The organism is Knoellia koreensis, from assembly GCF_013041615.1.
Classification (GTDB): Bacteria; Actinomycetota; Actinomycetes; order Actinomycetales; family Dermatophilaceae; genus Pedococcus; species Pedococcus koreensis.
The window spans coordinates 105175-130166 of record NZ_JABEPQ010000001.1; the positions used below are offsets into that span (position 1 = coordinate 105175).

A 24992-nucleotide genomic window follows, 5' to 3' on the forward strand; every position below is an offset into this window, starting at 1 on the left:
TGGACCATATGCCGCTCAGGTGTCCACGACGTGACCGGCACCCTGCGTCTCGGCGGCCGTGGCCACGGCGTCGGCCACGACGAGGTCGACGAGCCCGTTGCCGAGGTTCTGGCACACCACCCGGCCCTCATGCCGCGGACCGGTCAGGAGGCTCCCGGTGGGACCGCTGGCACCGGGGTAGTCGGGTCCGAGCGACCCGGCGAGCCGCAGTGCCTCGAACTGCTCTGGGTGGTCGGCGACGAGCGTCGCCGTCCGGGCGAGGGCGGGCCCGACGCAGGAGCTGTAGTCGAGGGGGAGCAGCAGGGCGTCGTCGCGCACCCAGCTCGGGTCGAGGTGCAGGCCGGGTGCACCGATGGCCAGCGCGGTGACGACCACTCGCGCGGCTCCGGCGGCTGCGGCCCTCGTCGGAGCCCGGGTGATCGTTACCTGCGGCGCCTCGGTCGCGGCCCAGGCGACGAGCTCGTCGAGCGCCTGCGGCCGCCGCGCCCACACCGTGACGTCGGTGTGCCCGAGGGTCTCGAGCACCCGCAGGTGGGACCGCACCTGGACCCCCGCCCCGAGGACCGCGACGGGCTCGCCGGGGTCAGCCAGGGCGGCGACGCAGGCGCCGGTCACGGCGGCCGTGCGCAGGGCGGTGAGCCCGCCCGCGGGCAGCACGGCACGCGGCATACCGGTCACGGCGTCGTTGACGACGACGAGCCCGGACGCGGTCGGCAGGCCGCGCTCGACGTTGTCGGGCACGATGCTGATCCACTTGCAGCCCAACAGGTTTCGTTCGGGGTATGCCGCGGGCATGGCGTTCGCGAACGCTCCGGCGCCGGCCTGCCCGCCGAGCCGGACGGTGGGCTTCGGCGGTACCTGCGCCTCCCCGTCGGCGATCGCGAGGAGGGCCTCACGCGCCAGCTCGACGGCCCGGGCGGGGGAGGGAAGGAGGCGCTCGATGTCGGCCTCGGTGAGCACGCGCATGGTGCGACCCTACGGTCGGGCCAGATGCCCGGGCACAAAGGTGAGGGCCTCGGAAAGTATGAGTTTCCGAGGCCCTCTACAACCAGAACCGAAGTCCTGATCGACGCTCTCACCGAGGTGAGTGCGTATGGACATTTCTAGTGGGCGGCCCGAGGGTGCGCAAGGGGTGGGACGAACTTTTTCCGAACTTTTCGGGTCTTTCCGGCGTGTCCTGCTCGACACGCCGGAAAACGCCCCGCTCAGGGCCGAGTCAGGAGCGCGCTGCCCGTGCCGGACAATGGTGGCCATGCCCAGTGCCCTGCCCGACGGCGACCCCGCACCGCCGGACGGCCGCCTCCCCGAGGAGGCGCTGGCGACGCTGCGCGACCACCCGTTCGGGGTCTACCTGCACGTGCCGTTCTGCTCGGTGCGTTGCGGTTACTGCGACTTCAACACCTACACGCTGCCCGAGCTGGGTGCCGACGGCGCGAGTATCGACACCTTCGCCGGCGCTGCGCTGCGCGAGCTGGCGTTCGCCGACGGCGTCCTGCGGTCGGGCGGTGCCACGCCTCCTGCGGTCGACACCGTCTTCGTCGGCGGGGGCACGCCGACCATGCTCGCCGCAGCCGACCTCGCGAGGCTCCTGCGCGGCATACGCGACACCTGGGGGCTGGCACCCGACGCGGAGGTGACGACCGAGGCCAACCCCGACTCGGTCACCCCTGACGGGCTGAACCTCCTCGCGGAAGCCGGGTTCACGCGGGTCTCCATCGGTATGCAGTCGGCCGTGCCCCACGTGCTGCGCACCCTCGAGCGCACCCACGACCCTGACAACGTCGCCAAGGCGGTGGCCGCGGCCCGGGACGCCGGGCTGCAGGTCAGCCTGGACCTCATCTACGGCACGCCGGGGGAGTCCTTGGACGACTGGCGCACGACCCTCGAGGCGGTGAAATCCCTTGAGCCAGACCACGTGTCGGCCTACGCGCTCGTGGTCGAGGACGGCACCAAGCTTGCCGCCCAGGTGCGTCGCGGGGTGGTCCCGGCACCGGAGGACGACGACGAGGCCGCCAAGTACGAGCTCGCCGACGAGGTGCTCACCGCCGCGGGGTACGACTGGTACGAGGTCAGCAACTGGGCGCGACGCGAGGACGCGCGGTGCCGGCACAACGAGGGCTACTGGGACGGCGGCAACTGGTGGGGCATCGGCCCGGGGGCGCACAGCCACGTGGGTGGCGTCCGGTGGTGGAACGTCAAGCACCCCAACGCGTATGCCGGCCGGCTGGCTGACGGGTCGAGCCCGGCTCAGGGGCGGGAGACGTTGACCGACGAGCAGCGCCACGACGAACGCGTCCTGCTCGGGTCACGTCTCGTCGGCGGCCTGCCCATCGAGGAGCTGCATCCGGAGGGCCGCGAAGCGGTGGCCGGCCTCATTGCCGACGGGCTCGTCGAGGGAGCGGCGGCGCTGCGTCGCCGACGCGTCGTGCTGACGCGGCAGGGTCGCCTCCTGGCCGACACCGTCGTCCGGCGCCTGCTCGGCCTGCGCTGAGCGAGGTCACCAGCGGCGAAAACCGCCCTCGGTGCTGATCACCTGACCGACGACCCATCGCCCCTCGTCGCTGACCAGCCAGCCGATCAGCCGGGCCGGGTCGTCGGGCTCGCCGAACCGCCCCTGGGGGAAGTGGGCGCGAATGTCGTCGAGCCGGTCGGCCCGGTCGGTGGTCTCGGGGTCGAGGTAGCCGGTGTTGACCGGGCCGGGGTTCACCGTGTTGAGCAGGATGCCCCGGTCGATGAGGTCGTCGGCGACCGACGCGGTGACGCCCGCGAGGGCGGCCTTCGACGCGGCATACGCGATCTCGTCGCGCATCGGGCCCAGCTGCTGGCCCGACGTCATCCACACGACGCGCCCACCGGCCCGGCCGTCATGCTGCGCGGCGAAGGCGCGCGTCGCCAGGATCGTGGCCCGCGTGTTGACCCGCCAGTGCCCGTCGAGCATGGCCGCGGTCTGCTCGGCGAGCGGTCCGTCGCCGCCGCTACGGGCGTGGTTGCAGACGAGGATGTCGAGGTGCCCCAACGCTTTTCGCGCATCAGCGATGAGCCGTTCGGCTGCGTCGTCGGCGGCGAGGTCGAGGCTGCCGTGGGCCAGTCGCGCGCCCTCGGTGAGACGCGTCGACAGCTCGGCCATCACCTCGTCGGGCGACTCGCTGCCCCACGGCTGGTCGGCGTCGTGGGGCGAATAGTGCTGGCACCACAGGCTCGCCCCCATCGACGCGAGCCGGGCGGCGATGGCGAACCCGATCCCACGCCGCCGGCTCACACCGGTGACGACAGCGGTGCGGCCGGCGAGCGGGAGCCTGGTCAGCTGAGCACCTTGATCTGGAAGGGGTAGTTGTACGCCTCGCCGTTGCTTGCACGGACGGCGCCGATGATGTGACAGACGAGTGCCGCGATGCCGGCCCCGACCCACAGGATGATCGCCACGGGGATGAGCACGATCGTGAACAGGCAGATCCAGCCGGCGATGAACGCGGCCCAGACGGCGAGGTTGAAGTTGAACGCTCCCGCGGCTGCTTGCCGGACCAGTGGGCTCTTGTCCTTGTAGATGGCCCAAACGATGAGCGGGCCCAGAATGCTCAACCAGCCTACCGAGATCACGGCCGCGATGATCGCGGACAGGTGGGCGAGAATCGCCATGGTCCGGTCTTCGCTGCTGATCTGCTGGGGCTGCTGGTAGGGCTGGCCGTACGGCTGCCCCTGCGGCGGCTGGTTCGGCTGCTCGGGCTGCTGTGGCTGGTGCGGTTGGTCGGTCATGGGTTCCTCCCCGTGGTGGTGTACCCAGTCAAACGCATGGGCGCCGCAGGAATGCCCTGTTTCGGGGTGTGGACGGCGTGGTTCAGGGACGGGTCAGGGCCGACCCTGACCCGCCGAGCTCAGTGACCCGGCTCGGTGACGAAGTCGATGAGCTCTTCGACGCTGGCCAGCAGCGAAGGCTCGAGGTCGGCATACGTCCGCACCGTGCCGAGGATCTGCTTCCACGCCCGCGCGATGTCGGCCTGCGAGTCGTGGGGCAGGCCGAGCGCCGCGCAGATGCCGTGCTTCCACGACTGGCCGCGGGGGATGACCGGCCACGCCGACAGGCCCAGCCGCTCGGGTCGCACGCTCTGCCACACGTCGACGTAGGGGTGCCCGAGGATCCGCACGTGCGCGGCATACGGCTGCAACCGGCTCGCGGCCTCGACGACGCGCGACTCCTTGGTGCCCGGCACGAGGTGGTCGACGAGCACGCCCATCCGGCGCCCGGGGCCTGGCGAGAAGTCGCGGATCACGGCCTCGAGGTCGTCGACGCCGTCGAGCATCTCGACGACGACACCCTCGATGCGCAGGTCGTCGCCCCACACCTTCTCGACGAGCTCCGCGTCGTGCCGCCCCTCGACGAAGATCCGTGACCCGCTCGCGACGCGCGCCTTCGCACCGGCCACCGCCCGCGACCCGGACGCGGTGCGGCTGGCGGCTTGGCGCGCCTGCGCCAGCTTGGCGTTGGCGCTCGCCTTCGGCGGGGTCAGGACGACCGGCCCGCCGTCGACGAGGAAGCCCGGCCCCAGCGGGAACCCGCGCGTGCGGCCGTGGCGGTCCTCGAGGTGGACGACGTGCATGCCGCCGGCCTTCTCGACCCGCACCACGGCGCCGACCCAGCCGGTCTCGACCTCCTCGACCACGAGGCCGGGCTCGGCCGCGACCTCGGTCGAGCGGCCACGCGGCGGCTCGCGCCAGTCGCCGGCGAGCACGTCGGATCCATAGCGGTCAGGCACCGACGCAGGGTATGCCGTGGGCGAACACGGGAGCCGACGCCGCGCCGGGATGCGGTGATCGAGGCGGGAACGACCTAGACTTGGCACTCGTAGACAGTGAGTGCCAGCGATCGGGAAGGAGCACGCCATGAGCGAGGAACGTCGCCTCAAGGTGCTCCGCGCCATCGTCCAGGACTACGTCGAGACCTCTGAGCCGGTCGGTTCCAAGGCCCTGCTCGAGCGCCACCAGCTCGGTGTCTCGGCCGCGACCGTGCGCAACGACATGGCGGCGCTGGAGGAGGACGGCCTCATCGCCGCCCCGCACACCAGCGCGGGCCGGGTCCCGACCGACGCCGGCTACCGGCTCTTCGTCGACCGGCTGAGCGCGGTCAAGCCGATGTCGCAGGCCGAGCGGGCCGCCATCGCGCGGTTCCTCGAGGGCGCCGTCGACCTCGACGACGTCGTCGACCGCACGGTCCGCCTGCTCGCCCAGCTGACCCGGCAGGTCGCGGTGGTGCAGTACCCCAGCCTCACCCGCTCCACGGTGCGCCACATCGAGCTGGTGCCGCTCGGCCCGAACCGCCTCATGGTGGTCCTCATCGTCAACACCGGACGGGTCGAGCAGCGGGTCATCGAGACCTCGGGTGACCTGTCGACGGCCGAGGGCGAGGCCACGCTGACCACCTTGCGCGCCAAGGTCAACCAGCGCGCGTCGGGCGAGCGGCTCGTCGACGCGGCCCGGTCCCTGGCCACCCTCACCGAGGAGTTCGCACCCGACCAGGGTGACCTCGTGCGCGCGGTCGTGGGCTCGCTCGAGGACGCCCTCGTCGAGGAGCGCGAGGAGCGGGTCGTCCTGTCGGGCACCGCCAACCTCGCCCGCTCCGGCACGGACTTCCCGCTGACGATCGGACCGGTGCTCGAGGCGCTCGAACAGCACGTCGTGCTGCTCAAGCTGCTCGGCACCGCGCGGGAGACCACCGAGCCGATCGCGGTGCGCATCGGCCACGAGAACCCGCACGCCGGGCTGCAGGCCACCTCGGTGGTCTCGACCGAGTACGGCACCGGGTCCGACCTCGTCGCCGGTCTCGGCGTCCTCGGCCCGACCCGCATGGACTACCCGACCACCATGGCCTCGGTGCGAGCCGTGGCCACGTATGTCTCACGCATCCTCGCCCAATGACCTACCCCATGACCTACCGGCACCGCGGATGCGTTGACCCACCAGCAGTGAAACAGCAGTGACAAGGACACCGTTGAACGACTACTACCAGGACCTCGGCGTCTCCCGGGACGCCACCGCCGAGGACATCAAGCGGGCCTACCGCCGCAAGGCGCGCTCGTTGCACCCCGACGTCAACAAGTCCCCGGAGGCCGAGGAGCAGTTCAAGCGCGTCTCGCAGGCCTACGACGTGCTCTCCGACCCCGAGAAGCGCCGGTCCTACGACATGGGCGCCGACCCGTATGCCGCGGGCGCGGCCGGGTTCGGCCAGGGCTTCTCGTTCAGCGACATCATGGACGCCTTCTTCGGCGCCGGGGCGGGTGCGGCCCAGCACGGTCCGCGCTCGCGGCAGCGCCGCGGGCAGGACGCGTTGGTGCGGCTCGAGCTCGACCTCGGTGACACCGTGTTCGGCACCGAGAAGGACCTCACCATCGAGACCGCGGTCCTGTGCGGCACCTGCCACGGTGACGGCGCGCAGCCCGGCACCTCGCGGCGCACGTGTGACGTCTGTGGCGGCCGCGGGGAGATCCAGCAGGTACAGCGCAGCTTCCTCGGCCAGGTCATGACGACCCGGCCGTGCATGACCTGCCAGGGCTACGGCGAGGTCCTCGTCAGCCCGTGCTTCGAGTGCTCCGGCGACGGACGTGTCCGGACGCGGCGCACCCTCACCATCAAGGTGCCGGCTGGCGTCGACACGGGCACGCGCATCCAGCTGAGCGGAGAGGGCGAGGTCGGTCCCGGTGGCGGGCCGCAGGGTGACCTCTACGTCGAGGTCGACGTGCGCCCCCACCACACCTTCCAACGCCGGGGCGACGACCTGCACTGCACGGTCGAGGTGCCGATGACGGCGGCCGCGCTCGGCACGACGCTCAAGCTCGACAGCTTCGACGGCATCAACGAGGTCGAGCTGCGGCCCGGCACCCAGGCCGGCGACACCATGACGCTGCGTGGCCTGGGCGTCACGCACCTGCGCCACGGCGGACGCGGTGACCTCATCGTCCACACCAACGTCATGACGCCGACCAAGCTCGACGGGCAGCAGGAGGAGCTGCTGCGCCAGCTCGCCACGGCGCGCGGCGAGGAGCGGCCCGAGGGCCGGCTCACCCCCGCGAACCAGGGCATCTTCGGCAAGCTCAAGGACGCCTTCAAGGCCGGCCGGGCAGGAGCCTGACCACGATGGCAGGTGAGGGCATGACGGCACGGGCGCTCGCGGCATACGCGCGCTCCCGCACGCTCGTCGTGCTCTCGCTCGCCGTCCTGCTCGCCGTCCCGGCACTGGGTGGCTCTCAGCCGACCCTGCTCGGTGGGGTGGCGGTCGTCCTTGCCGGTGCGCTCGCCCTGGCGACCGCGCCACGTCCCGTGCCGGTCCCCGTCCTGGTGCGTATGCCGGGTGGTCGCCCCGACGCGCAGGCGCCCACCCCCTACTGGCGCCACCTGCCGGTGGCGCGGCGGCCGATCCGGCCGCGGGCTCCTGGGACGCGCTGAGCACCTCAGCGCACCCAATTCCCTTTGACCGCCCGGGTTTCCGGGCAGAGGAGCTCCACCCATGGACACCTTGTTGACCCCCATCACCCATGCCCTCGCGAGCGTGCTCGCGGGCGCACACTCCCTGGCGACCGACCTCGGCCTCGCCTCCGGTTCGGCGTCCGCGTGGTTGCTGGCCATCGCCGCCGTCGTCGTCACGGTCCGAAGCCTGATGTTGCCGCTGGTCGTGCGCGGTGTGCGCGACAGCCACGCCCGCGCCAAGGCGCGGCCCCAGCTGCTCGCCCTCCAGGAGCGGTACAAGGGAACCCGCGACCCGGAACGCCTGCAGCGAATGCGCGCTGAGCAGAAGAAGATCCACGCCGAGCACGGGGTGTCGACGTGGGGCATCGCACCGATGTTGCTCCAGCTGCCGTTGCTGCTCGCCCTCTACCGCGTCATCTCCGACGTGACGGCCGGGCAGGGCGTCGGCGCCCTCGATGCGGGGCTCGTCGCGTCGGCGACGTCGGCCTCGGTGCTCGGCCTGCACCTGTCGAGCCGGCTCGGGTCGGCCTTCGCCGCCTCGCCGTCGGCGGGGCTGGTGCTCGTTGCCGTCGTGGTCCTGTCGGCGCTGCTGTCGTTCGCGACCCAGCGGTGGTTCGCGCTGCCGATGATGGACCCGACCGGCCAGCCCGAGCTCATGGTGCAGGTGCAGCAGTGGATGCCCTTGGTGGGCGCAGTGGGAGTGCTGGTCAGCGCTGCGTTCGTGCCGGCCGGGCTGATCGTCTACTGGTGCCTGTCGAACCTGTGGACGTTCGTGCAGCAGGGGCTGGTCTGGCGGTTCGCGCCCACTCCGGGCAGCCCCGCGGCACTGCGTCGCACCGGCACGACCGCGCGTGCCTAGGCTGTCCCGCGTGACCCTGCCGCTCTTCCTCGTCGACCCGGCGACGGTGCGTGACGCCGTCGCCGGGTCAACGGTGGTGCTCGACGGGCCGGAGGGGCGCCATGCCGCCACGGTGCGCCGGATCGGGGCGGGGGAGCAGGTGATGCTGGGCGACGGCCTCGGCCGCCGCGTCACGTGCACGGTGCAGGCCGCGTCGAAGGACTCGCTCGACCTGGTGGTCACGGCGGTCGACGTCGAGCCAGCGCCGACACCGCGGTTCATGCTCGTGCAGGCGCTCGCCAAGGGCGACCGCGACGACCAGGCCATCGAGGCGGCCACCGAGTACGGCGTCGACGAGGTCGTGCCGTGGCAGGCCGCACGGTCCATCGTCCAGTGGCGCGGCGAACGCGGTGAGAAGGCCCGACGCAAGTGGGAGTCGACGGTGCTGGCCGCGAGCAAGCAGTCGCGCCGGGCGCGGGTGCCGGTGGTCGGCCAGCTCGTCACCACCAAGGGTCTCGCCGCGCTCGTCGGCGGCGCCGCTGCGGCATACGTGCTCCATGAGGACGCCACGAAAACCCTTGCCTCGCAGCAGGTTCCGACCGACGGCGACGTCCTTGTCGTCGTCGGCCCTGAAGGGGGGATCACCCCCGACGAGGTCGCGGCACTCGAGGCCGCCGGTGCCGTGGCGGTGCGTCTCGGCGACACGGTGCTGCGCTCGTCCAGCGCCGGACCGGCCGCGCTCGCGGTGCTCAGCGCCGTGAGCCGCTGGCGCTGAGACGCCTCACTTCACGGTGAAGCTGCGGGTGGCCTGAGCCGCCACGCTGCCGTCCTTGGCGCTCGGCTCGGTCACCGAGATCGTGTACTCGCCGGCCGGCAGCCGACCGAGGTCGATGGAGTAGTCGCCACGTTCCGGCGCGCCGACGCTCGCCATGGCCGAGCCCGACCTCACCGAGGCACCACCTCGCGTGAGCTGCCAGGCGAGGGTGGCCTCGAAGACCGTCGCCTGGCCCTTGACGACGACGGGCTTGGACCGGGGCGGGACCTCGTCGCGCGTGGGGGAGACGACCCAGATCGGCGCCAGGTCACGCCACGACTCGCTGCTCGGGGGCCGGGTGAACGGCTGGTCGGTGGAGATCGTGCCGAACAACCGTGCCGGCGCGCCCTGCACCGTGATCCGTACGGGCACGTTGCCGTCCTGGATCGCCGCCTGCGCCGTCCACACCAGCTCCTGGACGGCGAGCCGGCGGACCTCCGCTGTGGCCGCGGCCGCCGGGTTGCCGGCGGTGGCGAGGTCGATCGTGATTTCGTCGGCGGTGACGTCGACCGCACCGATCGTCTGGCCGGACCACGGCTGGAGGTAGCCGTCGGTGTTCGAGAACCGTTCCGCATGTGTGGCCTCGACGAGCGCGAGCTTGACCTTGGTCTTCACGTCGGTGCCGGCGGGGATCTCGCGAGTGACGAACTCGCGGAAGAGCTTGTAGGTCGGCTTCGCGTCGCCGATGGGCCCGACGTAGTAGACCGGAAGCAGGGTCGACCGGGTGGCACCGGCTGTCGAGGTGGCCGACGTGGGCTGGTCGGTGGCCGTCTCCGTGGGTGACGTGGACGGGGTCGCGGTGGTCGGAGCCGTCGTCACCGCGGTGCTGGTGCCGGCGGGCGGGGACACGGTGGGCTGGTCGTCCTGGCCGGTCCACCAGATTCCGCCGATGATGGCGGCGACGGCTGCCGCGGCGGCGACCGGCGCGAGCCAGCGGCGGGTGCCGTGACCCCCGGTGGCGGTCAGCGGGCCGGCCTGGTTGGCCTCGTGGAGGATCGCGTCGAGCCGGTCCGCTGGGCGGATGCGACGCGTCTCCTGCGCGAGCGTCGTGCGCAGCTCACGCTCCATCCGGTCGAACTCGCCCGGCTCGAAGCCGGGGTCGAGGAACTCGGGCTCGCGCTTGCTCATGAGGACTTCTCCATCCGGTCGCGCAGCGAAGCGAGGCCGCGGTGGGCGTGTGCCTTGACCGCACCGGCCGAGATGCCGAGGGCGTCGGCGATCTGGGCCTCGCTGAGGTCGAGGTAGTAGCGCATGGTCAGGACTTCCTTCTGGCGCTGTGGGAGTAGCCCGAGCGCGGCGATCATGGTGTTGCTGGTGTCCGTGGCGATCGCCTGCTCCTCGGCACTGGCGGCTCCGCGCCGTCCGAGGGCGTCCGCGTCGCCCTGCTCGCGGGTGAGGTAGCGCTGCTCGACGCCGCGGTGGCGCAGCGCTGACCGTGCCCCGTTGACGACGCAGCGACGCAGGTATGCCGCGGCCGCGGCCTGGTCGCGCAGGGTGCCCCACCTGCGGTGCACGGCCACGAAGGCGTCCTGGACGACCTCCTCGGCCGCGAGGTCGTCCCGCACGAGCAGCCAGGCGAGGCGCACCAGCCCGGCCCAGTGGGCGGCATACAGCTCGCGAACGCCTTCGTCGGCCCCCACGGGGGCGACGTCGGATGGTTCGCGCTCGGCCACGCCCAACGGTCTCACGCACCAAGGACGCGCAGGCCTGCCTGTCGGTTGACGCGCCGTTAGGGTGTTTTGCATGGCGAAGGACCGCGGGTTCGACCCGGACTGCATCTTCTGCAAGATCGTCGCGGGGGAGATCCCCGCCGAGATCGTGCGCCAGGACGACGCGACCGTGGCGTTCCGGGATCTCGACGCCCAGGCGCCGGTGCACGTGCTCGTGATCCCGCGGCACCACGTGCCGAACGTCGGCGCGCTGGCGAGCGAGCGGCCCGAGGACGCGGTGGCCCTGCTCGACGCCGTGCGCGAGGTCGCGGCCCAGGAGGGCATCGACGAGGGCGGCTACCGGTCGGTGTTCAACACCGGCCCCGACGCCCACCAGACGGTGTTCCACGCCCACGTCCACGTGCTCGGCGGGCGCGCAATGACGTGGCCCCCCGGCTGACCCGCCCCGTAGACTGGGCGCACCATGTCAGACGCTGATCATCAGTCCGTGCCGGACGGCGCCCAAGAGGGCAGCCTTCCGGCGCCCACGCACACCGTCGTGATCCCGCCCCAGGTGCAGATGGTCACCCTGCTCGGGCCGCGCGACGAGCTCCTGCGCACCATGGAGCGGGCCTTCCCCCAGCTCGAGATCCACGTGCGGGGCAACGAGTTCCACCTGTCCGGACCGAGCGCCGACGTCGCGCTCGCCGAGCGCACCATCGACGAGCTGCTCGCAGTGATCGAGGGTGGCCAGCCGCTCAACCGGGATGCCGTCGAACGCTCGATCCAGATGCTGCGCGCCCAGACCGTGGAGCGTCCGGCCGAAGTCCTCACGATGAACATCGTCAGCAACCGTGGCCGCACGATCCGGCCCAAGACGCTGAACCAGAAGCACTACGTCGACGCCATCGACACCAACACCATCGTCTTCGGCATCGGACCGGCCGGCACCGGCAAGACCTACCTCGCCATGGCCAAGGCCGTCGCGGCGCTGCAGGCCAAGCAGGTCAACCGGATCATCCTCACCCGGCCGGCCGTCGAGGCGGGGGAGCGGCTGGGGTTCCTGCCCGGGTCACTGAACGACAAGATCGACCCCTACCTCCGCCCGCTCTACGACGCCCTCCACGACATGGTCGACCCCGAGTCGATCCCACGGCTGATGGCTGCCGGGACGATCGAGGTCGCGCCACTGGGGTATATGCGCGGCAGGTCGCTTAACGACTCCTTCATCATCCTGGACGAGGCGCAGAACACCTCGCCGGAGCAGATGAAGATGTTCCTCACCCGTTTGGGTTTCGGGTCGAAGATGGTCGTCACCGGTGACGTCACCCAGGTCGACCTGCCCGACGGGCAGCGGTCGGGCCTGCAGGTCGTGCGGGACATCCTCAGCGACGTCGAGGACATCCACTTCTCGCTGCTGACGGCCCAGGACGTCGTGCGGCACCGGCTCGTGGGGCAGATCGTCAGCGCCTACGACCACTACGACGAGGGGCTGCGCAACCGCGCCGAGCGCCGTCGCGAGGCGCGCACCGAGAACCGGCGCGAGGGTCACCGAGAGGGACAGGAGAACCGTGAGCGTCGACGTCCTCAATGAGACCGACTACCGGCTCGACGAGCTCGAGCTGGTGGCGCTCGCGAAGTACGTCATGGGCGAGATGCGGGTGCACCCCGGCGCCGACCTCGTGCTGCGGCTCGTCGACGAGGACGCGATGGAGGTCCTCCACGTGCAGTGGATGGACCTGCCCGGCCCGACCGACGTCATGAGCTTCCCCATGGACGAGCTGCGGCCGGGGCGCGAGGGCGAGGAGCCCGAAGAGGGCGTGCTGGGCGACATCGTGCTCTGCCCGTCGGTCGCCGCGAAGCAGGCCAAGGAGGCCGGTCACGCGACCGAGGAGGAGCTGCTGCTCCTCACGACGCACGGCATCCTGCACCTGCTCGGCTACGACCACGCCGAGCCCGACGAGGAGCGCGAGATGTTCGAGCTGCAGCGCCAGCTGCTGCTGACCTTCCTCGCCGGCCGCGGCCGACCGAGCGCCTGAGGGCCGTGTCATGACCGGAATCGTCATCACCGCGCTGCTCAGCATCGCCCTGGCCTTCGTGCTGTCCGCCGCCGAGGCGGCCATCTTCCGCATGTCCCGCGTCCGCGCGCACGAGCTCGTCGAGGAGGGGCGCGCGGGCTCCAAGGCGCTGGCGCGCATCGTCGGTGACTCCGCGGCATACCTCTCGGTGACTGCGTTCCTGCGCATCGTCGCCGAGTCGACCACGGCCGTCCTCATCACCCTCGGCACCATCGACCTCGTCGACGGGTTCTGGCGGCGGCTGTTCATCGCCATCGGCGTGATGGCGCTGGTGTCGTTCGTCATCGTCGGTGTGTCCCCGCGGACCCTCGGGCGGCAGCACTCGGACACCGTCGCGCTGCTGTCGTCGCCGCTGATCGTGTTGCTGCGCACCATCCTCGGGCCGGTGGCCCGCGTGCTGGTGCTCCTCGGCAACGCCGTGACGCCGGGGCGGGGCTACCGCGACGGGCCGTTCCAGAGCGAGTCCGAGCTGCGTGACCTCGTGGACCTCGCCGGTGAGAGCGCGCTCATCGAGGCGGACGAGCGCGAGATGATCCACTCGGTCTTCGAGCTCGGCGACACCGTGGTGCGCGAGGTCATGGTGCCGCGCACCGACATGGTGACGATCGACGGCACCAAGTCACTGCGGTCGGCCATGTCGCTCTTCCTGCGCAGCGGCTTCTCGCGGATGCCGGTCGTCGGCGACGGGTCCGACGACATCCTCGGACTGCTCTACTTCAAGGACGTCGCGCGCCGGGTCAACGCCGACCCCGAGGCCGTGGGACTGCCGGTGACAGCACAGATGCGCCCCGTCCACTACGTGCCCGAGAGCAAGCCGATCGACGACCTGCTGCGCGAGATGCAAAGGGACCAGACGCATTTCGCCGTGGTGGTTGACGAGTACGGCGGCACGGCCGGACTCGTCACGATCGAGGACATCCTCGAGGAGATCGTCGGTGAGATCGCCGACGAGTACGACCGCGAGGCGCCTGGAGTCGAGGACCTCGGCGACGGCCGGGTGCGCGTGCCGGCGACGATGGACATCGACGACCTGGCCGACCTGTTCCACGTCGAAATCGACGAGGACGAGGTCGACACGGTCGGTGGCCTCATCGGCAAGACGATCGGCCGGGTGCCGATCGTGGGGTCGACCTGCGAGGTGTCGGGCGTGCGGCTGACCGCCGAGCGGATGGCCGGACGACGGCACCGCATCGCCTCGGTCATCGTCGAAAGAGTTGAGCCGCAAGGGGAGTCGCCCGCAGAGCGGGGAGACGCAAACGTGGACGTGGTGCGCGAAGAGGTGTCGTCATGACGGAGTATGCCGCTGGGTTCGCCTGCCTCGTCGGTCGCCCGAACGCCGGGAAGTCGACGCTCACGAACGCCCTCGTGGGACAGAAGGTCGCGATCACCTCGTCCAAGCCGCAAACCACCCGGCACACGATCCGTGGGATCGTGACCACCGACGACTACCAGCTGGTGCTCGTGGACACGCCAGGTCTGCACAAGCCGAGAACCCTTCTGGGAGAACGGCTCAACGACCAGGTGCGCGAGACCCTGCTCGAGGTCGACGTCATCGGTTTCTGCCTCCCGGCGGACCAGAAGATCGGTCCGGGCGACACGTTCATCGCCAAGGAGCTGATGGAGATCCAGCGGGCCAAGAAGCGCCCGGTCGTCGCCATCGCCACCAAGATCGACCTCGTCGACAAGGAGCGGCTCGCTGAGCACCTCATGGCGATCGACCGGCTGGGGGAGTGGGACGCGATCGTGCCCTGCTCGGCTGCTGACGGGCGCCAGGTCGACGACGTCGCGCGAGTGCTGGCGTCCTACCTGCCGCCGTCGCCGGGCCCGCTCTATCCCGACGGCGTACTGACTGACGAGCCCGAAGCGGTCATGATCGCCGAGCTCGTGCGGGAGGCCGCGCTCGAGGGAGTGCGGGACGAGCTGCCCCACTCCCTGGCCGTCGTGGTCGAGGAGATGGTGCCGCGGGAGGGGCGCCCTGCGGACAACCCCCTGCTCGACGTGCGGGTCAACCTCTTCGTCGAGCGGTCGTCGCAGAAGGCGATCATCATCGGTCGGGGCGGCTCCCGACTGCGCGAGGTCGGCACCAACGCGCGTCGCGGCATCGAGGCGTTGCTCGGGCAGAAGGTCTTCCTCGATCTGCACGTGAAGATCGCCAAGGACTGGCAGCGCGACCCGAAACAGCTGCAACGACTGGGATTCTGACGCTCCTGCGAGCCGCGCCGCGGAGTGTGGCCAGCATCACGGCATACCAAAGTCGTTGCACCGCAACGCAACCCAATCGTTACCGCCCATAGCACATGGCGTTTCGATTTGTATTTCCTACTCGCGGTAGGCAGTGTGGAGTGTTGGCCGCCGAGCCATCACACGCACTGTGGATACGTAACCGACGAGAACGACGGAGGAAGGGAAGCGCCCGCACCGCGCTCCCCGACACGACGTGGACGACACGACACTGACCAAGACCGGTCCCACCGGTCCGGCAGAGGCCACTGGCGAGCGCCAGGCGATCGAGCCCCTGCACCCCGCCCTCGACCCCGTCGTCGAGGAGACCCTGACCGAGGAACCGCAACGGCTCGACAAGGTGGTGTTCGGCGTCACCGCCGCCATCGCGATCGGGTTCGTGCTGTGGGGGTTCCTCTCGACCGACACCCTGAGCGCCGCCTCGGACAGCTCCCTCGCCTGGGTCGTCCACAACATGGGGTGGCTCTTCGCGCTCGTCGCGTCCGGCTTCGTGCTCTTCGTGATCTGGCTGGCCGCCGGCAAGTACGGCAACATCCCGCTGGGCCGCGACGACGAGGAGCCGGAGTTCCGCACCGTCTCGTGGATCGCGATGATGTTCAGCGCCGGCATGGGCATCGGCCTCATGTTCTACGGGGTGTCCGAGCCGCTGTCGCACTTCGTGACACCGCCGCCCGGCACCGGTGAGCCCGGCAACCCCGAGGCCGTGCAGACCGCCATGGCGACCACGCTCTTCCACTGGACGCTGCACCCGTGGGCCATCTACGCCGTCGTCGGCCTCGCTGTTGCATACGGCGTGTTCCGCAAGGGCCGCTCGCTGCTGATCAGCTCGGCCTTCGCGCCGCTGCTCGGTGAGAAGCGCGCGAACGGCCCGGCCGGCAAGGTGATCGACATCCTCGCGATCTTCGCGACGCTCTTCGGCTCGGCCGCCTCGCTCGGCCTCGGCGCCCTGCAGATCGGCTCCGGCCTGGAGATCGTCGGCGGCATCGGCAAGGTCGGCAACGGCGTGCTGGTCGTGATCATCACCGTGCTGACGGTCTGCTTCATCCTGTCCGCCGTCTCCGGTGTCGCCAAGGGCATCCAGTGGCTGTCGAACATCAACATGGTTCTGGCGATCGTCCTGGCCGTGTTCGTCTTCGTCGTCGGCCCGACGGTCTTCATCCTCGACCTCGTGCCGACCGCGGTGGGCTCCTACTTCAAGGACCTCGCGATGATGTCGGCCCGCACCGACGCCGCCGGCGGCGACGCGATGCAGGAGTGGCTGTCCGGCTGGACGATCTTCTACTGGGCCTGGTGGGTCAGCTGGACGCCCTTCGTCGGCATGTTCATCGCCCGCATCTCCCGCGGCCGCACCATCCGCCAGTTCGTCACCGGTGTGCTGCTCGTCCCGAGCGTCGTGTCGCTCGTGTGGTTCGCGATCTTCGGCGGTGCCGGCATCGACATGCAGCGTGGTGGCACGGACATCGCGGGCGAGGGGTCGGCCGAGGGCTCGCTCTTCGCGATGCTCGGTCACCTGCCGCTGTCGACGATCACGTCGGTCATCGTCATGGTCCTGGTCGCGATCTTCTTCGTCAGCGGTGCGGACGCGGCCTCGATCGTCATGGGCACCCTGTCCGAGCGCGGGACGCTGTCGCCGCGCCGTGCCACGGTGATCTTCTGGGGCGCGGCCACCGGTGCCGTGGCCGCGGTCATGCTGCTGGTCGGCGGTGACGACGCCCTGACCGGCCTGCAGAACCTCACGATCGTGGCGGCGCTTCCGTTCGTGCTGGTCATGGTCGGGCTCGCGGTGGCGCTGGTGAAGGACCTCAGCACCGATCCGCTCATCGTGCGTCGCGCCTACGCCCGGGCCGCCGTCGAGCAGGCAGTGGTCAGCGGCGTGACCGACCACGGTGACGACTTCACCCTCGTCTACGAGGAGACGGCCCCCGGCGAAGGTGTCGGTGAGCTGGTGGCGATCACCCCGACCACGGCCGACAACGGCGACAGTGCGTCCGGCGGTGGGTCGAACGGCGCCCCGGACGGCTACGTCGCCGCCGCCGGCCGCCGGGACTGACCCCGTCGCACCGACTCGGCCCACCGGAGAAGCACAATGGTCTGGTGGGCCGAGTCGTGTTCGTCGCCAAAACGGTCGCAGCGCTGCTGCTGGCTGCCTTCGTGACGGCCTGCACGGCCGACGGCGCGGGCAGCGGGGCGGGCACTGGTTCCGGCTCAGGCGCGGCGCGCAGCGCCGGGTCGGATGCTGCGACGCGCCTGCTCGCCGCCGCCGCGAGGGGTGACGTCGATGCCGCCAGGGCCGCACTCGACGACGGTGCCGACGTCGAGGCGCGTGATGACCGGCGCCGCACACCTCTCCTGCTCGCGGTCACCGGCGACCACGTCGACGTGGCTCGTCTGCTGCTCGACCGTGACGCCGACCCGGACGCCGTCGACGCCCAGCAGGACACGCCCTGGCTGGTCACCGGGGTGACGGGCAGCGTCGCCATGGCCGAGGTGCTCCTGCCGGCGGACCCGGACCTCACCCTCGTCAACCGGTACGGCGGGACGTCCCTCATCCCCGCCAGCGAGCGCGGGCACGTCGACTACGTGCGGCGGGTCGTGCAGACCGACATCGACGTCAACCACGTCAACAACCTCGGGTGGACGGCCCTGCTGGAGGCCGTCATCCTCGGCGATGGCGGACCGGCACACCAGCAGATCGTGCGCATCCTGCTCGATGCCGGCGCCGACCCGACAATCGCCGACAAGGACGGCGTGACCGCCCTCAAGCACGCCCGCATCAAGGGTTTTCGCGAGATCGCCGCCGCCCTCGGGAGCCGCGCCGGCTGACCCGCCGCGCCACGCGGCATACCCACATCGTGGGCCGCCTGCCGGAAAGCCAACGGGGCCGACCTATCCTTGGTGCATGCGAGTTGGAGTTTTCGGCGCCACCGGTCAGGTTGGTTCGGTCATGCGGACCCTGCTCGACGAGCGGGGTTTCCCGGTCGACGAGATCCGTTACTTCGCGTCCGCGCGGTCGGCTGGTTCGACGCTGCCGTGGAAGGGCGAGGAGGTCACGGTCGAGGACACGGCGACCGCGGACTTCTCGGGCCTCGACGTCGCGCTGTTCTCCAACGGCGGCTCGACCTCCAAGGAGTGGGCGCCCAAGGTCGCCGCGGCCGGCGCGATCGTCGTCGACAACTCCTCGGCCTGGCGCAAGGACCCCGAGGTGCCGCTGGTCGTGAGCGAGGTCAACGCCGACGACCTCGACACGATCCCCAAGGGCATCGTCGCCAACCCCAACTGCACCACCATGGCCGCGATGCCGGTGCTCAAGCCGCTGCATGACGCAGCGGGCCTCGTGCGGCTGAATGTCGCCTCGTACCAGGCGGTTTCGGGCTCCGGGGGCAAGGGCGTGGCCGAGCTCGACGGGCAGCTGCGCGGTGGGTATGCCGCGGGCGACCCGCGCGGGTTGGCTCTCGACGGCCGTGCGGTCGCCGTGCCTGCGCCGAACGTCTACGCCGTGCCCGTCGGGTTCAACGTGATCCCGCTCGCCGGCTCGATCGTCGACGACGGGACGCTCGAGACCGACGAGGAGCAGAAGCTGCGCAACGAGTCGCGCAAGATCCTGCACATCCCCGGCCTGCGTGTGTCTGGCACCTGCGTCCGGGTGCCCGTCTTCACCGGCCACTCGCTCGCGATCCACGCGGAGTTCGACCGCGAGATCTCGCCCGATGACGCGCTGGCGTTGCTCGGCAAAGCCCCCGGCGTCGTCGTCACCGACGTGCCGAACCCGCTGGACGCCGCCGGTCGCGACGAGGTCTTCGTCGGCCGCGTTCGCGCCGACCAGGCCGCGCCCGAGGGCAAGGGGCTGGTGCTCTTCGTCGTCGGTGACAACCTGCGCAAGGGTGCCGCGCTCAACGCCGTGCAGATCGCCGAGGAGCTGCTCAAGCGCCGCTGACGGCTGCGTCAGAGGTTGGTCGCCCAGTGCCGCCACGTCTGCGTGACGACCATGCCGACCCGCTCGTAGAGCCCGAGCGCGCCGGTCCGTGAGTCGGTCGACAGCTCGCTGACGGCGCCGCCGTGCGCCCGGCCGCGTTCGAAGGCGTCGACGAGGAGGGCCCGGGCCAGCCCGCGTCCGCGCTCGTCGCGGCGGACCGCCAACTGGTCGACGTATGCCGTGGTGCCGGCCAGGATCGTGAAGGCGACCCCCACGGGTGTCCCGGTCGGGTCGACGGTGAACCGCAGCTGCCACGGCTCGAAGCCCGGCCGCAGCACGATGTTGCTCGCCCAGTCCTCGAAGCTCGTCGGGTCGCGGTCGGGCCACTCGTTGAAGGCGTCCTCGATGAGCTGGTATGCCGTCCGTTCGTCACCGGGCGCGAACTCGCGCAGCGTGTAGCCGTCGGGCAGCGGCTGCGGCTCGATGGTCCGGTCGCCGGGCACCTGGAGCACCCACGATGTCCACATCTGGTGGTAGCCGCGGTCACGCAGGAACCGCTCCGGCGAGCTGTCGGCCGGTGCCGTCTGCCCGACGAGGCGCGACCCGCGGCCCCGGGCACAGTCCTCGACCCACCCGGCCAGCCACGTCCCGAGACCGCGCCCACGGTGGTCCGGGTGCACCGCAGCCTCGGCCCGACGCCCCTTGAACACGTCTGCCGATGCCGCGAGCGTCTGCGTGCCGTCCTTCTCGGTGTGGAAGATGCCGATGCTCTCGGTCGCCAGGTCGAAGCTCGGCCGGGCCCAGGCGCCCTGGATGTCCTCGACCTCGATCGCCGGCTCTCCGACGTCGACCTTCTCGGCCGCCTCGACCAGCGCGAGCACGGCAGGTGCGTCGTCAGGCACGTGCGGCCGCACGGCATACCTGGCAGGAAAACCCATGGGGCACATCGTGGCTGGCGGACGAGCAGCCGCGCACCTGGTTTACCCGTCGGTGAAGGACCAGCCGCGCTCGGCGAGCTGCTCGCCCAGGAGCCGGATCGCGTACGGGCCGACACCGTGCAACGCCGCCAGGTCGGCCTCGCGCCAGGTGCGCACCTGCTCGAGCGTCCAGACACCTTGGGCACGCAGGGCGCGCGTGGCGGGCGCTCCGATGCGGGGGAGCGGCGTGCCCTCGGGCGGGGCTTCGCGGTCGGTGCGCGGCGCGCCCGACTCGGCGTCGACCACCGCCGCACCGCGCGGCGAGAGCCGGTAGCCGATGTCGAGCGACTCGGTCAGCCCGAGCTCCTTGAGTTTGCGCACGTCCTTCTTGAAGTCGAGCGTCTCGCGCCCCAGCTCGGCGGCCAGGTCGGGCGCTCGGACCGTGGGCCGCTGGTCGATGATTGCCAGCGTCGCCCGGGTCCACGGCCCGATCTTCGAGGCGGCGTCGAGCCGGTCGAGCCGGGTCCGGATCGTCTCGATCTCGGCGGCGTCGGGCACCGCGTTGCGCAGCTCCTCGCGCGGGTCGGCTCCCGCGTGCCTGAGTCCCACACGCCAGACCGGCTTGTCGGCCTTCGCCTCGAGCATGCCGCGCAGCTCCTTGAGCGACGCGGCGCCGGCCCGCTTGGCGTCGGCGGCCGTGATCCGCGACGCGGCGACCTGCTCGACGCTGGTCACCTCGACCACGCCGACACGGGTGCGCAGCTTCGTGCCGACGAGGACGCGCGGCCGGTCCCACCGCCGGAACGCGAGGTCGACCTCGCCCGCCTTGATCGTCGCGAGCGTGTCGGGCCGGATCATCATGCAAGGCAACCTACCGAGTTGAGTGCCTGAGACCGACCCATGGGGAGTTCTCAGGCACTCAACTTGGGAGTCCAGATGGTGGCGACGATGGACGTATGCCGGCCACGCGGCATACCCTCGACGCGTGCGTCACTCGCGCCTCCTCCTTCGCCGCCGCGGCGGGGCCTGACCGATCAGCCGCCCCTCGTCGCGGAGTTCGCGTTGCCGGCTGAGCCTCCACCACGGAGACACCCCCGCGAATCGTTAGGCGAGAGAACATGATCCACCCGCAACAGCCGTCGGGTATGCCGGTCGCGAAGTACCAGCCCTTCCAGGACCAGATCGTCGTCGACCTGCCCGACCGCACGTGGCCGGACAAGGTCATCACCCGGGCGCCGCGGTGGTGCGCGGTCGACCTGCGCGACGGCAACCAGGCCCTCATCGACCCCATGAGCCCCGACCGCAAGAAGCGGATGTTCGAGCTGCTCGTGCGGATGGGCTACAAGGAGATCGAGGTCGGCTTCCCGAGCGCCAGCCAGACCGACTTCGACTTCGTGCGCATGCTCATCGAGGACGACATGATTCCCGACGACGTGACGATCCAGGTCCTGACCCAGAGCCGGGACCACCTCGTCGAGCGGACCTTCGACGCGATCCGCGGCGCCAAGCAGGCCATCGTCCACTTCTACAACTCGACGTCGGTGCTCCAGCGGCGCGTCGTGTTCGGGCTCGACCAGGACGGCATCGTCGACATCGCCCTCCAGGCCGCGCGGCTGTGCAAGAAGCTCGAGGAGACGGTCCCCGACACGACCGTCTACTACGAGTACAGTCCGGAGTCCTACACCGGCACCGAGCTCGAGTTCGCGGCGCGCATCTGCAACGAGGTGGCCGACGTCATCGACCCGACGCCCGACCACAAGATGATCATCAACCTCCCGGCCACCGTCGAGATGGCGACGCCCAACGTCTACGCCGACTCGATCGAGTGGATGGTTCGCCACCTCGAGCGGCGTGACTCGATCGTCGTGAGCCTGCACCCGCACAACGACCGCGGTGAAGGCGTGGCGGCGGCCGAGCTGGGCTACCTCGCCGGGGCCGACCGCATCGAGGGGTGCCTGTTCGGCAACGGCGAGCGCACCGGCAACGTCGACCTGGTCACCTTGGGCATGAACCTGTTCAGCCAGGGCATCGACCCCGAGATCGACTTCTCCGACATCGACGAGATCCGTCGCACTGTCGAGCACTGCAACCAGCTGCCCGTACCCGAGCGGCACCCGTGGGGCGGCGACCTCGTCTTCACGGCCTTCTCCGGCTCCCACCAGGACGCCATCAAGAAGGGGTTCGAGGACATGGACCGACAGGTCCGTGAGTCCGGCAAGACCATCAACGAGCTGGTGTGGGGCGTGCCCTACCTGCCGATCGACCCGCACGACGTGGGCCGGTCGTACGAGGCGGTCGTGCGCGTCAACAGCCAGTCCGGCAAGGGCGGCGTCGCCTACCTGCTCAAGAAGGAGCACGGGATCGACCTGCCGCGCCGGCTGCAGATCGAGTTCAGCGGCGTCGTGCAGGCCAAGACCGACAGCGAGGGCGGCGAGGTGTCGGCCGACCAGCTGTGGACCGCGTTCGTCGACGAGTACCTGCCCGCCAAGGACGGCGAGGTCAACAGGTGGGGCCGGTTCACTCCGGTCAGCCACTCGCTCATCACCGAGGACGGCGGCGTCGACCGCATCAGCGCGACGATGCTCGACCGCGGCCAGGAGGTCACGGTCGAGGGCTCGGGCAACGGTCCCATCGCCGCCTTCATCGACGCCCTGTCGACGCTCGGCATCGACATCCGCGTCCTCGACTACGCCGAGCACGCCCTGTCCTCCGGTGAGGGAGCCAAGGCGGCGGCCTACGTCGAGTGCGCGGTCGGCGACCGCGTCCTGTGGGGCGTCGGTCTGCACTCCTCGATCGTGAAGGCGTCGCTGACCGCGGTGCTGTCCGCGGTCAACCGCGCCGAGCGCGACCGGCCGACCGAGTGAGGTGAGGTATGCCGCGGGCTCGCCCCGCGGCATACCCCCGCCCGCGGTGCGACGCCGTTTGGGGTCGGCGGGGGCGGGTAGGGGCTGCGCATGAGCGAAGTGACGAAGTCCGTAGACGTCGACGTCCCCGTGCGCACCGCTTACGACCAGTGGACGCAGTTCGAGACGTTCCCGCAGTTCATGAGTGGCGTGGAGTCGATCACGCAGGTCGACGACAAGCGCAACCACTGGGTCACCAACATCGCCGGCGTGGAGCGCGAGTTCGACACCGAGATCACCGAGCAGCACCCCGACGAACGCATTGCATGGAAGAGCGTGGACGGCGACGCCAGGCACGCCGGTGTCGTGACGTTCCACCGCCTCGATGAGGGCAGGACCCGCGTGACGGTGCAGCTGGACTGGGAGCCATCAGGTCTGGTCGAGAAGATCGGCTCGGCGGTGAACATCGACGACCGTCAGGTCAGCCGTGACCTCGAGCGTTTCAAGGAGTTCGTCGAGGGCCGCGGCACCGAGACGGGCTCGTGGCGCGGCGACGTCGAGCCGGGCACCGGCGACGTCACGCGTGGCGACGGCGGCACGACGCCCTAGCGAACGCCCCTGGGGCGGAACTGGATCGAGATGCGCGGGCCGACGGGCTCGCTGGTCTTGGGGATCGCGTGGTCCCAGGTGCGCTGGCACGAGCCGCCCATGACCACCAGGTCTCCGTGGCCGAGCGAGAACCCGATCGACTCGCCGCCACCGCGCGGGCGCAGCTTGAGGGTGCGGGCCGACCCGACGGAGAGGATCGCGACCATGGTGTCGAGGTCCTTCGCGCGGCCGATGCGGTCGCCGTGCCAAGCCACCGAGTCGCGGCCGTCGCGGTAGAGGCACATGCCGGAGGTGACGAACCGCTCACCCAGCTCCGCGGCATACCTGCGGCTCAGCTGCTCGCGCGCCTCGACGAGCACCGGGTGGGGGAGCGTCTCGCCCTCCTCGTAGAACTTGAGGAGCCGGGGGACGCCGAGGGTTTCCTATTGACGGTTTACCTCGTGCTCACGGGCTGCCACAGACTCATGAGAACGGTTCTCATTTGCGACCTGTCTGCCCGTACAGACAGCGAGACGCCATGCCGCTTCGGAGGACGAGAGAAGGGGGGGAGGGGGGTCCGAGGCGGCTCGAGGCGTGGCGCTGCGCGAGCCTCTCACGGCCTGCCACGATGCCCGGCGACCTCGGCCACCTCGAGGCGCTGCGCGCCCGTCAGCGGCGGCGAGAGCGACGCGGCGAGAGCGCTCGACGACGACGGCGACGACGGCCTCGACGACGGGCGCGACGTCGACCTCGACGAGAGCCACGACGACGGGCTCGACGACGGCCACGGCCACGACGACGACGGGCTCGAGGGCGCTCCTCTCGCGGCCTCTCGCGGGCGCTCACGGGCTCGAGGTGCTCGCGCTCGACGAGGGCCAGGACGACGCGGGAGACGGGGCGCACGGGCGCGAGGAGGGCGGGGTCGACGCCGGGCTCGAGGGGTGGGGGATCTCCCCGCGAGGAGGTAGGGGGTATGCCGCGCCGAGAGGGTAGGGGCCTCCGCCCGGCGCTCGAGGTGGGGGCCTATCGTCAGCGCTCGTGAGGCTGCACCACTACACCAACGAGGCAGGGGCTCGAGGCATCGAGGCTCGAGGGTTCGCGGTCTCGCACGTCGGCGACTCGGCGGGGCGCTCATGGTTCACGGACGGCGTCGACTCCTTCGTCGCCACGGGCTCGCGCGAGTGGCGCGTCACGGTCGAGATCCCCGACGACGTCGCCGAGGCATACCGCTATCGGTTCGAGGACGGGACGCCGTACCTCGGCAACTACCTCGTGCCGTGGGAGGTCGTGAACGCATACCGGCCCTTCACGGTCGAGCGCCTCACCTAGGACGCGAAGAGGCCCGCCTCCCACGCGGAGAGACGGGCCTCGGTGCTCGCGGTGCTACATCTGCCCGAGGGCGCGTGTGCGGGCCTTGCGCTCCTGCGAGGCCTCGGCAGCCTGCACCGCCTCGGCGATCAGGTCGCGGTGCCATGCCGCGTGACGGGCGCTGTCCTTGACGGCAGCGCCGCACACCTCGCACCCGTTAGCCGCCTCGAGTCGTGCGTCTGACACTTCCCCTGCTCCCCTCCTCGTGATGCCGCGACGGATGCGCGGCGGGACGTTGGGAACGATAGCCGGTCGCGCCGACGCACTAGCGGAGCCGAAACGACGAGA

At 70.9% G+C, this 24992-nt stretch carries 26 protein-coding genes and 1 pseudogene; 17 read left to right on the forward strand and 10 right to left on the reverse strand.

What is annotated here, in order from left to right; translation table 11 throughout:
- Window positions 1–15: 15 nt before the first annotated feature.
- Window positions 16–966, reverse strand: coding sequence for an ornithine cyclodeaminase family protein (locus tag HJG52_RS00495; protein ID WP_171241634.1), 951 nt, complete (start codon window positions 964–966; stop codon window positions 16–18).
- Window positions 967–1252: 286 nt separating this feature from the next.
- Here HJG52_RS00495 and hemW point away from each other — a divergent pair, with 286 nt between their 5' ends.
- Window positions 1253–2491, forward strand: a complete 1239-nt coding sequence (gene hemW, locus HJG52_RS00500; RefSeq protein WP_171241635.1) for a radical SAM family heme chaperone HemW — start codon at window positions 1253–1255, stop codon at window positions 2489–2491.
- A 6-nt stretch (window positions 2492–2497) separates the two neighbouring features.
- On the opposite strand, the gene HJG52_RS00505 is transcribed toward hemW, so the two are convergent.
- The 3 genes from HJG52_RS00505 to HJG52_RS00515 all read right to left on the reverse strand — a co-directional run bounded on the left by HJG52_RS00505 (window position 2498) and on the right by HJG52_RS00515 (window position 4751).
- Window positions 2498–3304 (reverse strand): SDR family oxidoreductase, encoded by an 807-nt coding sequence (locus HJG52_RS00505; RefSeq protein WP_171242976.1) that lies wholly within the window; start codon window positions 3302–3304, stop codon window positions 2498–2500.
- Window positions 3301–3753, reverse strand: coding sequence for a DUF4870 domain-containing protein (locus HJG52_RS00510; protein WP_171241636.1), 453 nt, complete (start codon window positions 3751–3753; stop codon window positions 3301–3303). The genes HJG52_RS00505 and HJG52_RS00510 overlap by 4 nt, the downstream gene beginning before the upstream one ends.
- A 119-nt stretch (window positions 3754–3872) precedes the next feature.
- Window positions 3873–4751, reverse strand: a complete 879-nt coding sequence (locus tag HJG52_RS00515) for a DUF3097 family protein (protein ID WP_171241637.1) — start codon at window positions 4749–4751, stop codon at window positions 3873–3875.
- A 127-nt stretch (window positions 4752–4878) separates the two neighbouring features.
- Here HJG52_RS00515 and hrcA point away from each other — a divergent pair, with 127 nt between their 5' ends.
- From hrcA to HJG52_RS00540, 5 genes are all read left to right on the forward strand, one after another.
- Window positions 4879–5910 (forward strand): heat-inducible transcriptional repressor HrcA, encoded by a 1032-nt coding sequence (hrcA, locus tag HJG52_RS00520; protein WP_171241638.1) that lies wholly within the window; start codon window positions 4879–4881, stop codon window positions 5908–5910.
- A 73-nt stretch (window positions 5911–5983) separates the two neighbouring features.
- Window positions 5984–7120, forward strand: coding sequence for a molecular chaperone DnaJ (gene dnaJ, locus HJG52_RS00525; protein WP_171241639.1), 1137 nt, complete (start codon window positions 5984–5986; stop codon window positions 7118–7120).
- A 5-nt stretch (window positions 7121–7125) separates the two neighbouring features.
- Window positions 7126–7434 carry a hypothetical protein gene (locus tag HJG52_RS00530; RefSeq protein ID WP_171241640.1) on the forward strand — a complete coding sequence of 103 codons (309 nt, stop codon included), beginning with the start codon at window positions 7126–7128 and terminating at the stop codon, window positions 7432–7434.
- A 61-nt stretch (window positions 7435–7495) separates the two neighbouring features.
- Window positions 7496–8314, forward strand: coding sequence for a membrane protein insertase YidC (gene yidC, locus HJG52_RS00535; RefSeq protein WP_171241641.1), 819 nt, complete (start codon window positions 7496–7498; stop codon window positions 8312–8314).
- A gap of 10 nt (window positions 8315–8324) precedes the next feature.
- On the forward strand, window positions 8325–9068 hold the full coding sequence (locus tag HJG52_RS00540) for a 16S rRNA (uracil(1498)-N(3))-methyltransferase (protein ID WP_171241642.1): 744 nt from the start codon (window positions 8325–8327) through the stop codon (window positions 9066–9068).
- Window positions 9069–9074: 6 nt separating this feature from the next.
- Here HJG52_RS00540 and HJG52_RS00545 read toward each other — a convergent pair whose 3' ends face one another.
- On the reverse strand, window positions 9075–10235 hold the full coding sequence (locus HJG52_RS00545; RefSeq protein ID WP_171241643.1) for a Gmad2 immunoglobulin-like domain-containing protein: 1161 nt from the start codon (window positions 10233–10235) through the stop codon (window positions 9075–9077).
- Window positions 10232–10780 carry a SigE family RNA polymerase sigma factor gene (locus tag HJG52_RS00550; protein WP_346767498.1) on the reverse strand — a complete coding sequence of 183 codons (549 nt, stop codon included), beginning with the start codon at window positions 10778–10780 and terminating at the stop codon, window positions 10232–10234. Before HJG52_RS00550 ends, HJG52_RS00545 begins: the two co-directional genes overlap by 4 nt.
- A gap of 70 nt (window positions 10781–10850) precedes the next feature.
- Between HJG52_RS00550 and HJG52_RS00555 the strand changes: the two genes are divergently transcribed.
- The 8 genes from HJG52_RS00555 to HJG52_RS00590 all read left to right on the forward strand — a co-directional run bounded on the left by HJG52_RS00555 (window position 10851) and on the right by HJG52_RS00590 (window position 19009).
- Complete coding sequence (locus tag HJG52_RS00555) at window positions 10851–11216, forward strand: histidine triad nucleotide-binding protein (protein WP_171241645.1); 366 nt, start codon at window positions 10851–10853, stop codon at window positions 11214–11216.
- A gap of 24 nt (window positions 11217–11240) precedes the next feature.
- Window positions 11241–12350 carry a PhoH family protein gene (locus HJG52_RS00560; protein ID WP_171241646.1) on the forward strand — a complete coding sequence of 370 codons (1110 nt, stop codon included), beginning with the start codon at window positions 11241–11243 and terminating at the stop codon, window positions 12348–12350.
- Window positions 12328–12795: an rRNA maturation RNase YbeY gene (gene ybeY, locus HJG52_RS00565; protein ID WP_171241647.1), complete on the forward strand. Its 468-nt coding sequence runs from the start codon at window positions 12328–12330 to the stop codon at window positions 12793–12795. Before HJG52_RS00560 ends, ybeY begins: the two co-directional genes overlap by 23 nt.
- Window positions 12796–12805: 10 nt before the next feature.
- On the forward strand, window positions 12806–14125 hold the full coding sequence (locus HJG52_RS00570) for a hemolysin family protein (RefSeq protein WP_171241648.1): 1320 nt from the start codon (window positions 12806–12808) through the stop codon (window positions 14123–14125).
- Entirely contained in the window at window positions 14122–15036 is a 915-nt protein-coding gene (era, locus tag HJG52_RS00575) for a GTPase Era (RefSeq protein WP_171241649.1), read from the forward strand. The genes HJG52_RS00570 and era overlap by 4 nt, the downstream gene beginning before the upstream one ends.
- A gap of 235 nt (window positions 15037–15271) precedes the next feature.
- A complete protein-coding gene (locus HJG52_RS00580) occupies window positions 15272–17125 on the forward strand; it encodes a BCCT family transporter (RefSeq protein WP_430413317.1) in 1854 nt (617 codons plus the stop codon).
- A 44-nt stretch (window positions 17126–17169) separates the two neighbouring features.
- Window positions 17170–17898: an ankyrin repeat domain-containing protein gene (locus HJG52_RS00585; protein ID WP_346767499.1), complete on the forward strand. Its 729-nt coding sequence runs from the start codon at window positions 17170–17172 to the stop codon at window positions 17896–17898.
- Window positions 17899–17974: 76 nt separating this feature from the next.
- A complete protein-coding gene (locus tag HJG52_RS00590) occupies window positions 17975–19009 on the forward strand; it encodes an aspartate-semialdehyde dehydrogenase (RefSeq protein WP_171241650.1) in 1035 nt (344 codons plus the stop codon).
- Window positions 19010–19017: 8 nt separating this feature from the next.
- Here HJG52_RS00590 and HJG52_RS00595 read toward each other — a convergent pair whose 3' ends face one another.
- Both HJG52_RS00595 and HJG52_RS00600 read right to left on the reverse strand, forming a co-directional pair.
- Window positions 19018–19926: a GNAT family N-acetyltransferase gene (locus HJG52_RS00595; protein WP_171241651.1), complete on the reverse strand. Its 909-nt coding sequence runs from the start codon at window positions 19924–19926 to the stop codon at window positions 19018–19020.
- A 42-nt stretch (window positions 19927–19968) separates the two neighbouring features.
- Window positions 19969–20766, reverse strand: a complete 798-nt coding sequence (locus tag HJG52_RS00600; protein WP_171241652.1) for a helix-hairpin-helix domain-containing protein — start codon at window positions 20764–20766, stop codon at window positions 19969–19971.
- A gap of 257 nt (window positions 20767–21023) precedes the next feature.
- Here HJG52_RS00600 and leuA point away from each other — a divergent pair, with 257 nt between their 5' ends.
- Together leuA and HJG52_RS00610 are read left to right on the forward strand one after the other, a co-directional pair.
- Window positions 21024–22769 (forward strand): 2-isopropylmalate synthase, encoded by a 1746-nt coding sequence (gene leuA / locus HJG52_RS00605; protein WP_171241653.1) that lies wholly within the window; start codon window positions 21024–21026, stop codon window positions 22767–22769.
- Between the two features lie 90 nt (window positions 22770–22859).
- Window positions 22860–23357 carry an SRPBCC family protein gene (locus HJG52_RS00610; RefSeq protein WP_171241654.1) on the forward strand — a complete coding sequence of 166 codons (498 nt, stop codon included), beginning with the start codon at window positions 22860–22862 and terminating at the stop codon, window positions 23355–23357.
- Here HJG52_RS00610 and HJG52_RS00615 read toward each other — a convergent pair.
- A pseudogene (locus HJG52_RS00615) lies at window positions 23354–23767 on the reverse strand (alpha-ketoglutarate-dependent dioxygenase AlkB); the annotation flags it as partial. The gene HJG52_RS00610 and the pseudogene HJG52_RS00615 sit on opposite strands and share 4 nt — an antisense overlap.
- Window positions 23768–24374: 607 nt before the next feature.
- Between HJG52_RS00615 and HJG52_RS00620 the strand changes: the two are divergent.
- On the forward strand, window positions 24375–24665 hold the full coding sequence (locus tag HJG52_RS00620) for a hypothetical protein (protein WP_171241655.1): 291 nt from the start codon (window positions 24375–24377) through the stop codon (window positions 24663–24665).
- A gap of 54 nt (window positions 24666–24719) precedes the next feature.
- Here HJG52_RS00620 and HJG52_RS00625 read toward each other — a convergent pair whose 3' ends face one another.
- Window positions 24720–24890 (reverse strand): hypothetical protein, encoded by a 171-nt coding sequence (locus HJG52_RS00625; RefSeq protein ID WP_171241656.1) that lies wholly within the window; start codon window positions 24888–24890, stop codon window positions 24720–24722.
- Window positions 24891–24992 lie beyond the last annotated feature (102 nt).

Coding starts and splice junctions, on each gene's coding strand:
- HJG52_RS00495 (WP_171241634.1), bottom strand. CDS start 966: ATGCGCGTGCTCACCGAGGCCGACATCGAGCGCCTCCTTCCCTCCCCC.
- hemW (WP_171241635.1), top strand. CDS start 1,253: ATGCCCAGTGCCCTGCCCGACGGCGACCCCGCACCGCCGGACGGCCGC.
- HJG52_RS00510 (WP_171241636.1), bottom strand. CDS start 3,753: ATGACCGACCAACCGCACCAGCCACAGCAGCCCGAGCAGCCGAACCAG.
- hrcA (WP_171241638.1), top strand. CDS start 4,879: ATGAGCGAGGAACGTCGCCTCAAGGTGCTCCGCGCCATCGTCCAGGAC.
- HJG52_RS00530 (WP_171241640.1), top strand. CDS start 7,126: ATGGCAGGTGAGGGCATGACGGCACGGGCGCTCGCGGCATACGCGCGC.
- yidC (WP_171241641.1), top strand. CDS start 7,496: ATGGACACCTTGTTGACCCCCATCACCCATGCCCTCGCGAGCGTGCTC.
- HJG52_RS00545 (WP_171241643.1), bottom strand. CDS start 10,235: ATGAGCAAGCGCGAGCCCGAGTTCCTCGACCCCGGCTTCGAGCCGGGC.
- HJG52_RS00555 (WP_171241645.1), top strand. CDS start 10,851: ATGGCGAAGGACCGCGGGTTCGACCCGGACTGCATCTTCTGCAAGATC.
- HJG52_RS00560 (WP_171241646.1), top strand. CDS start 11,241: ATGTCAGACGCTGATCATCAGTCCGTGCCGGACGGCGCCCAAGAGGGC.
- HJG52_RS00570 (WP_171241648.1), top strand. CDS start 12,806: ATGACCGGAATCGTCATCACCGCGCTGCTCAGCATCGCCCTGGCCTTC.
- era (WP_171241649.1), top strand. CDS start 14,122: ATGACGGAGTATGCCGCTGGGTTCGCCTGCCTCGTCGGTCGCCCGAAC.
- HJG52_RS00590 (WP_171241650.1), top strand. CDS start 17,975: ATGCGAGTTGGAGTTTTCGGCGCCACCGGTCAGGTTGGTTCGGTCATG.
- HJG52_RS00595 (WP_171241651.1), bottom strand. CDS start 19,926: ATGGGTTTTCCTGCCAGGTATGCCGTGCGGCCGCACGTGCCTGACGAC.
- HJG52_RS00600 (WP_171241652.1), bottom strand. CDS start 20,766: ATGATGATCCGGCCCGACACGCTCGCGACGATCAAGGCGGGCGAGGTC.
- leuA (WP_171241653.1), top strand. CDS start 21,024: ATGATCCACCCGCAACAGCCGTCGGGTATGCCGGTCGCGAAGTACCAG.
- HJG52_RS00610 (WP_171241654.1), top strand. CDS start 22,860: ATGAGCGAAGTGACGAAGTCCGTAGACGTCGACGTCCCCGTGCGCACC.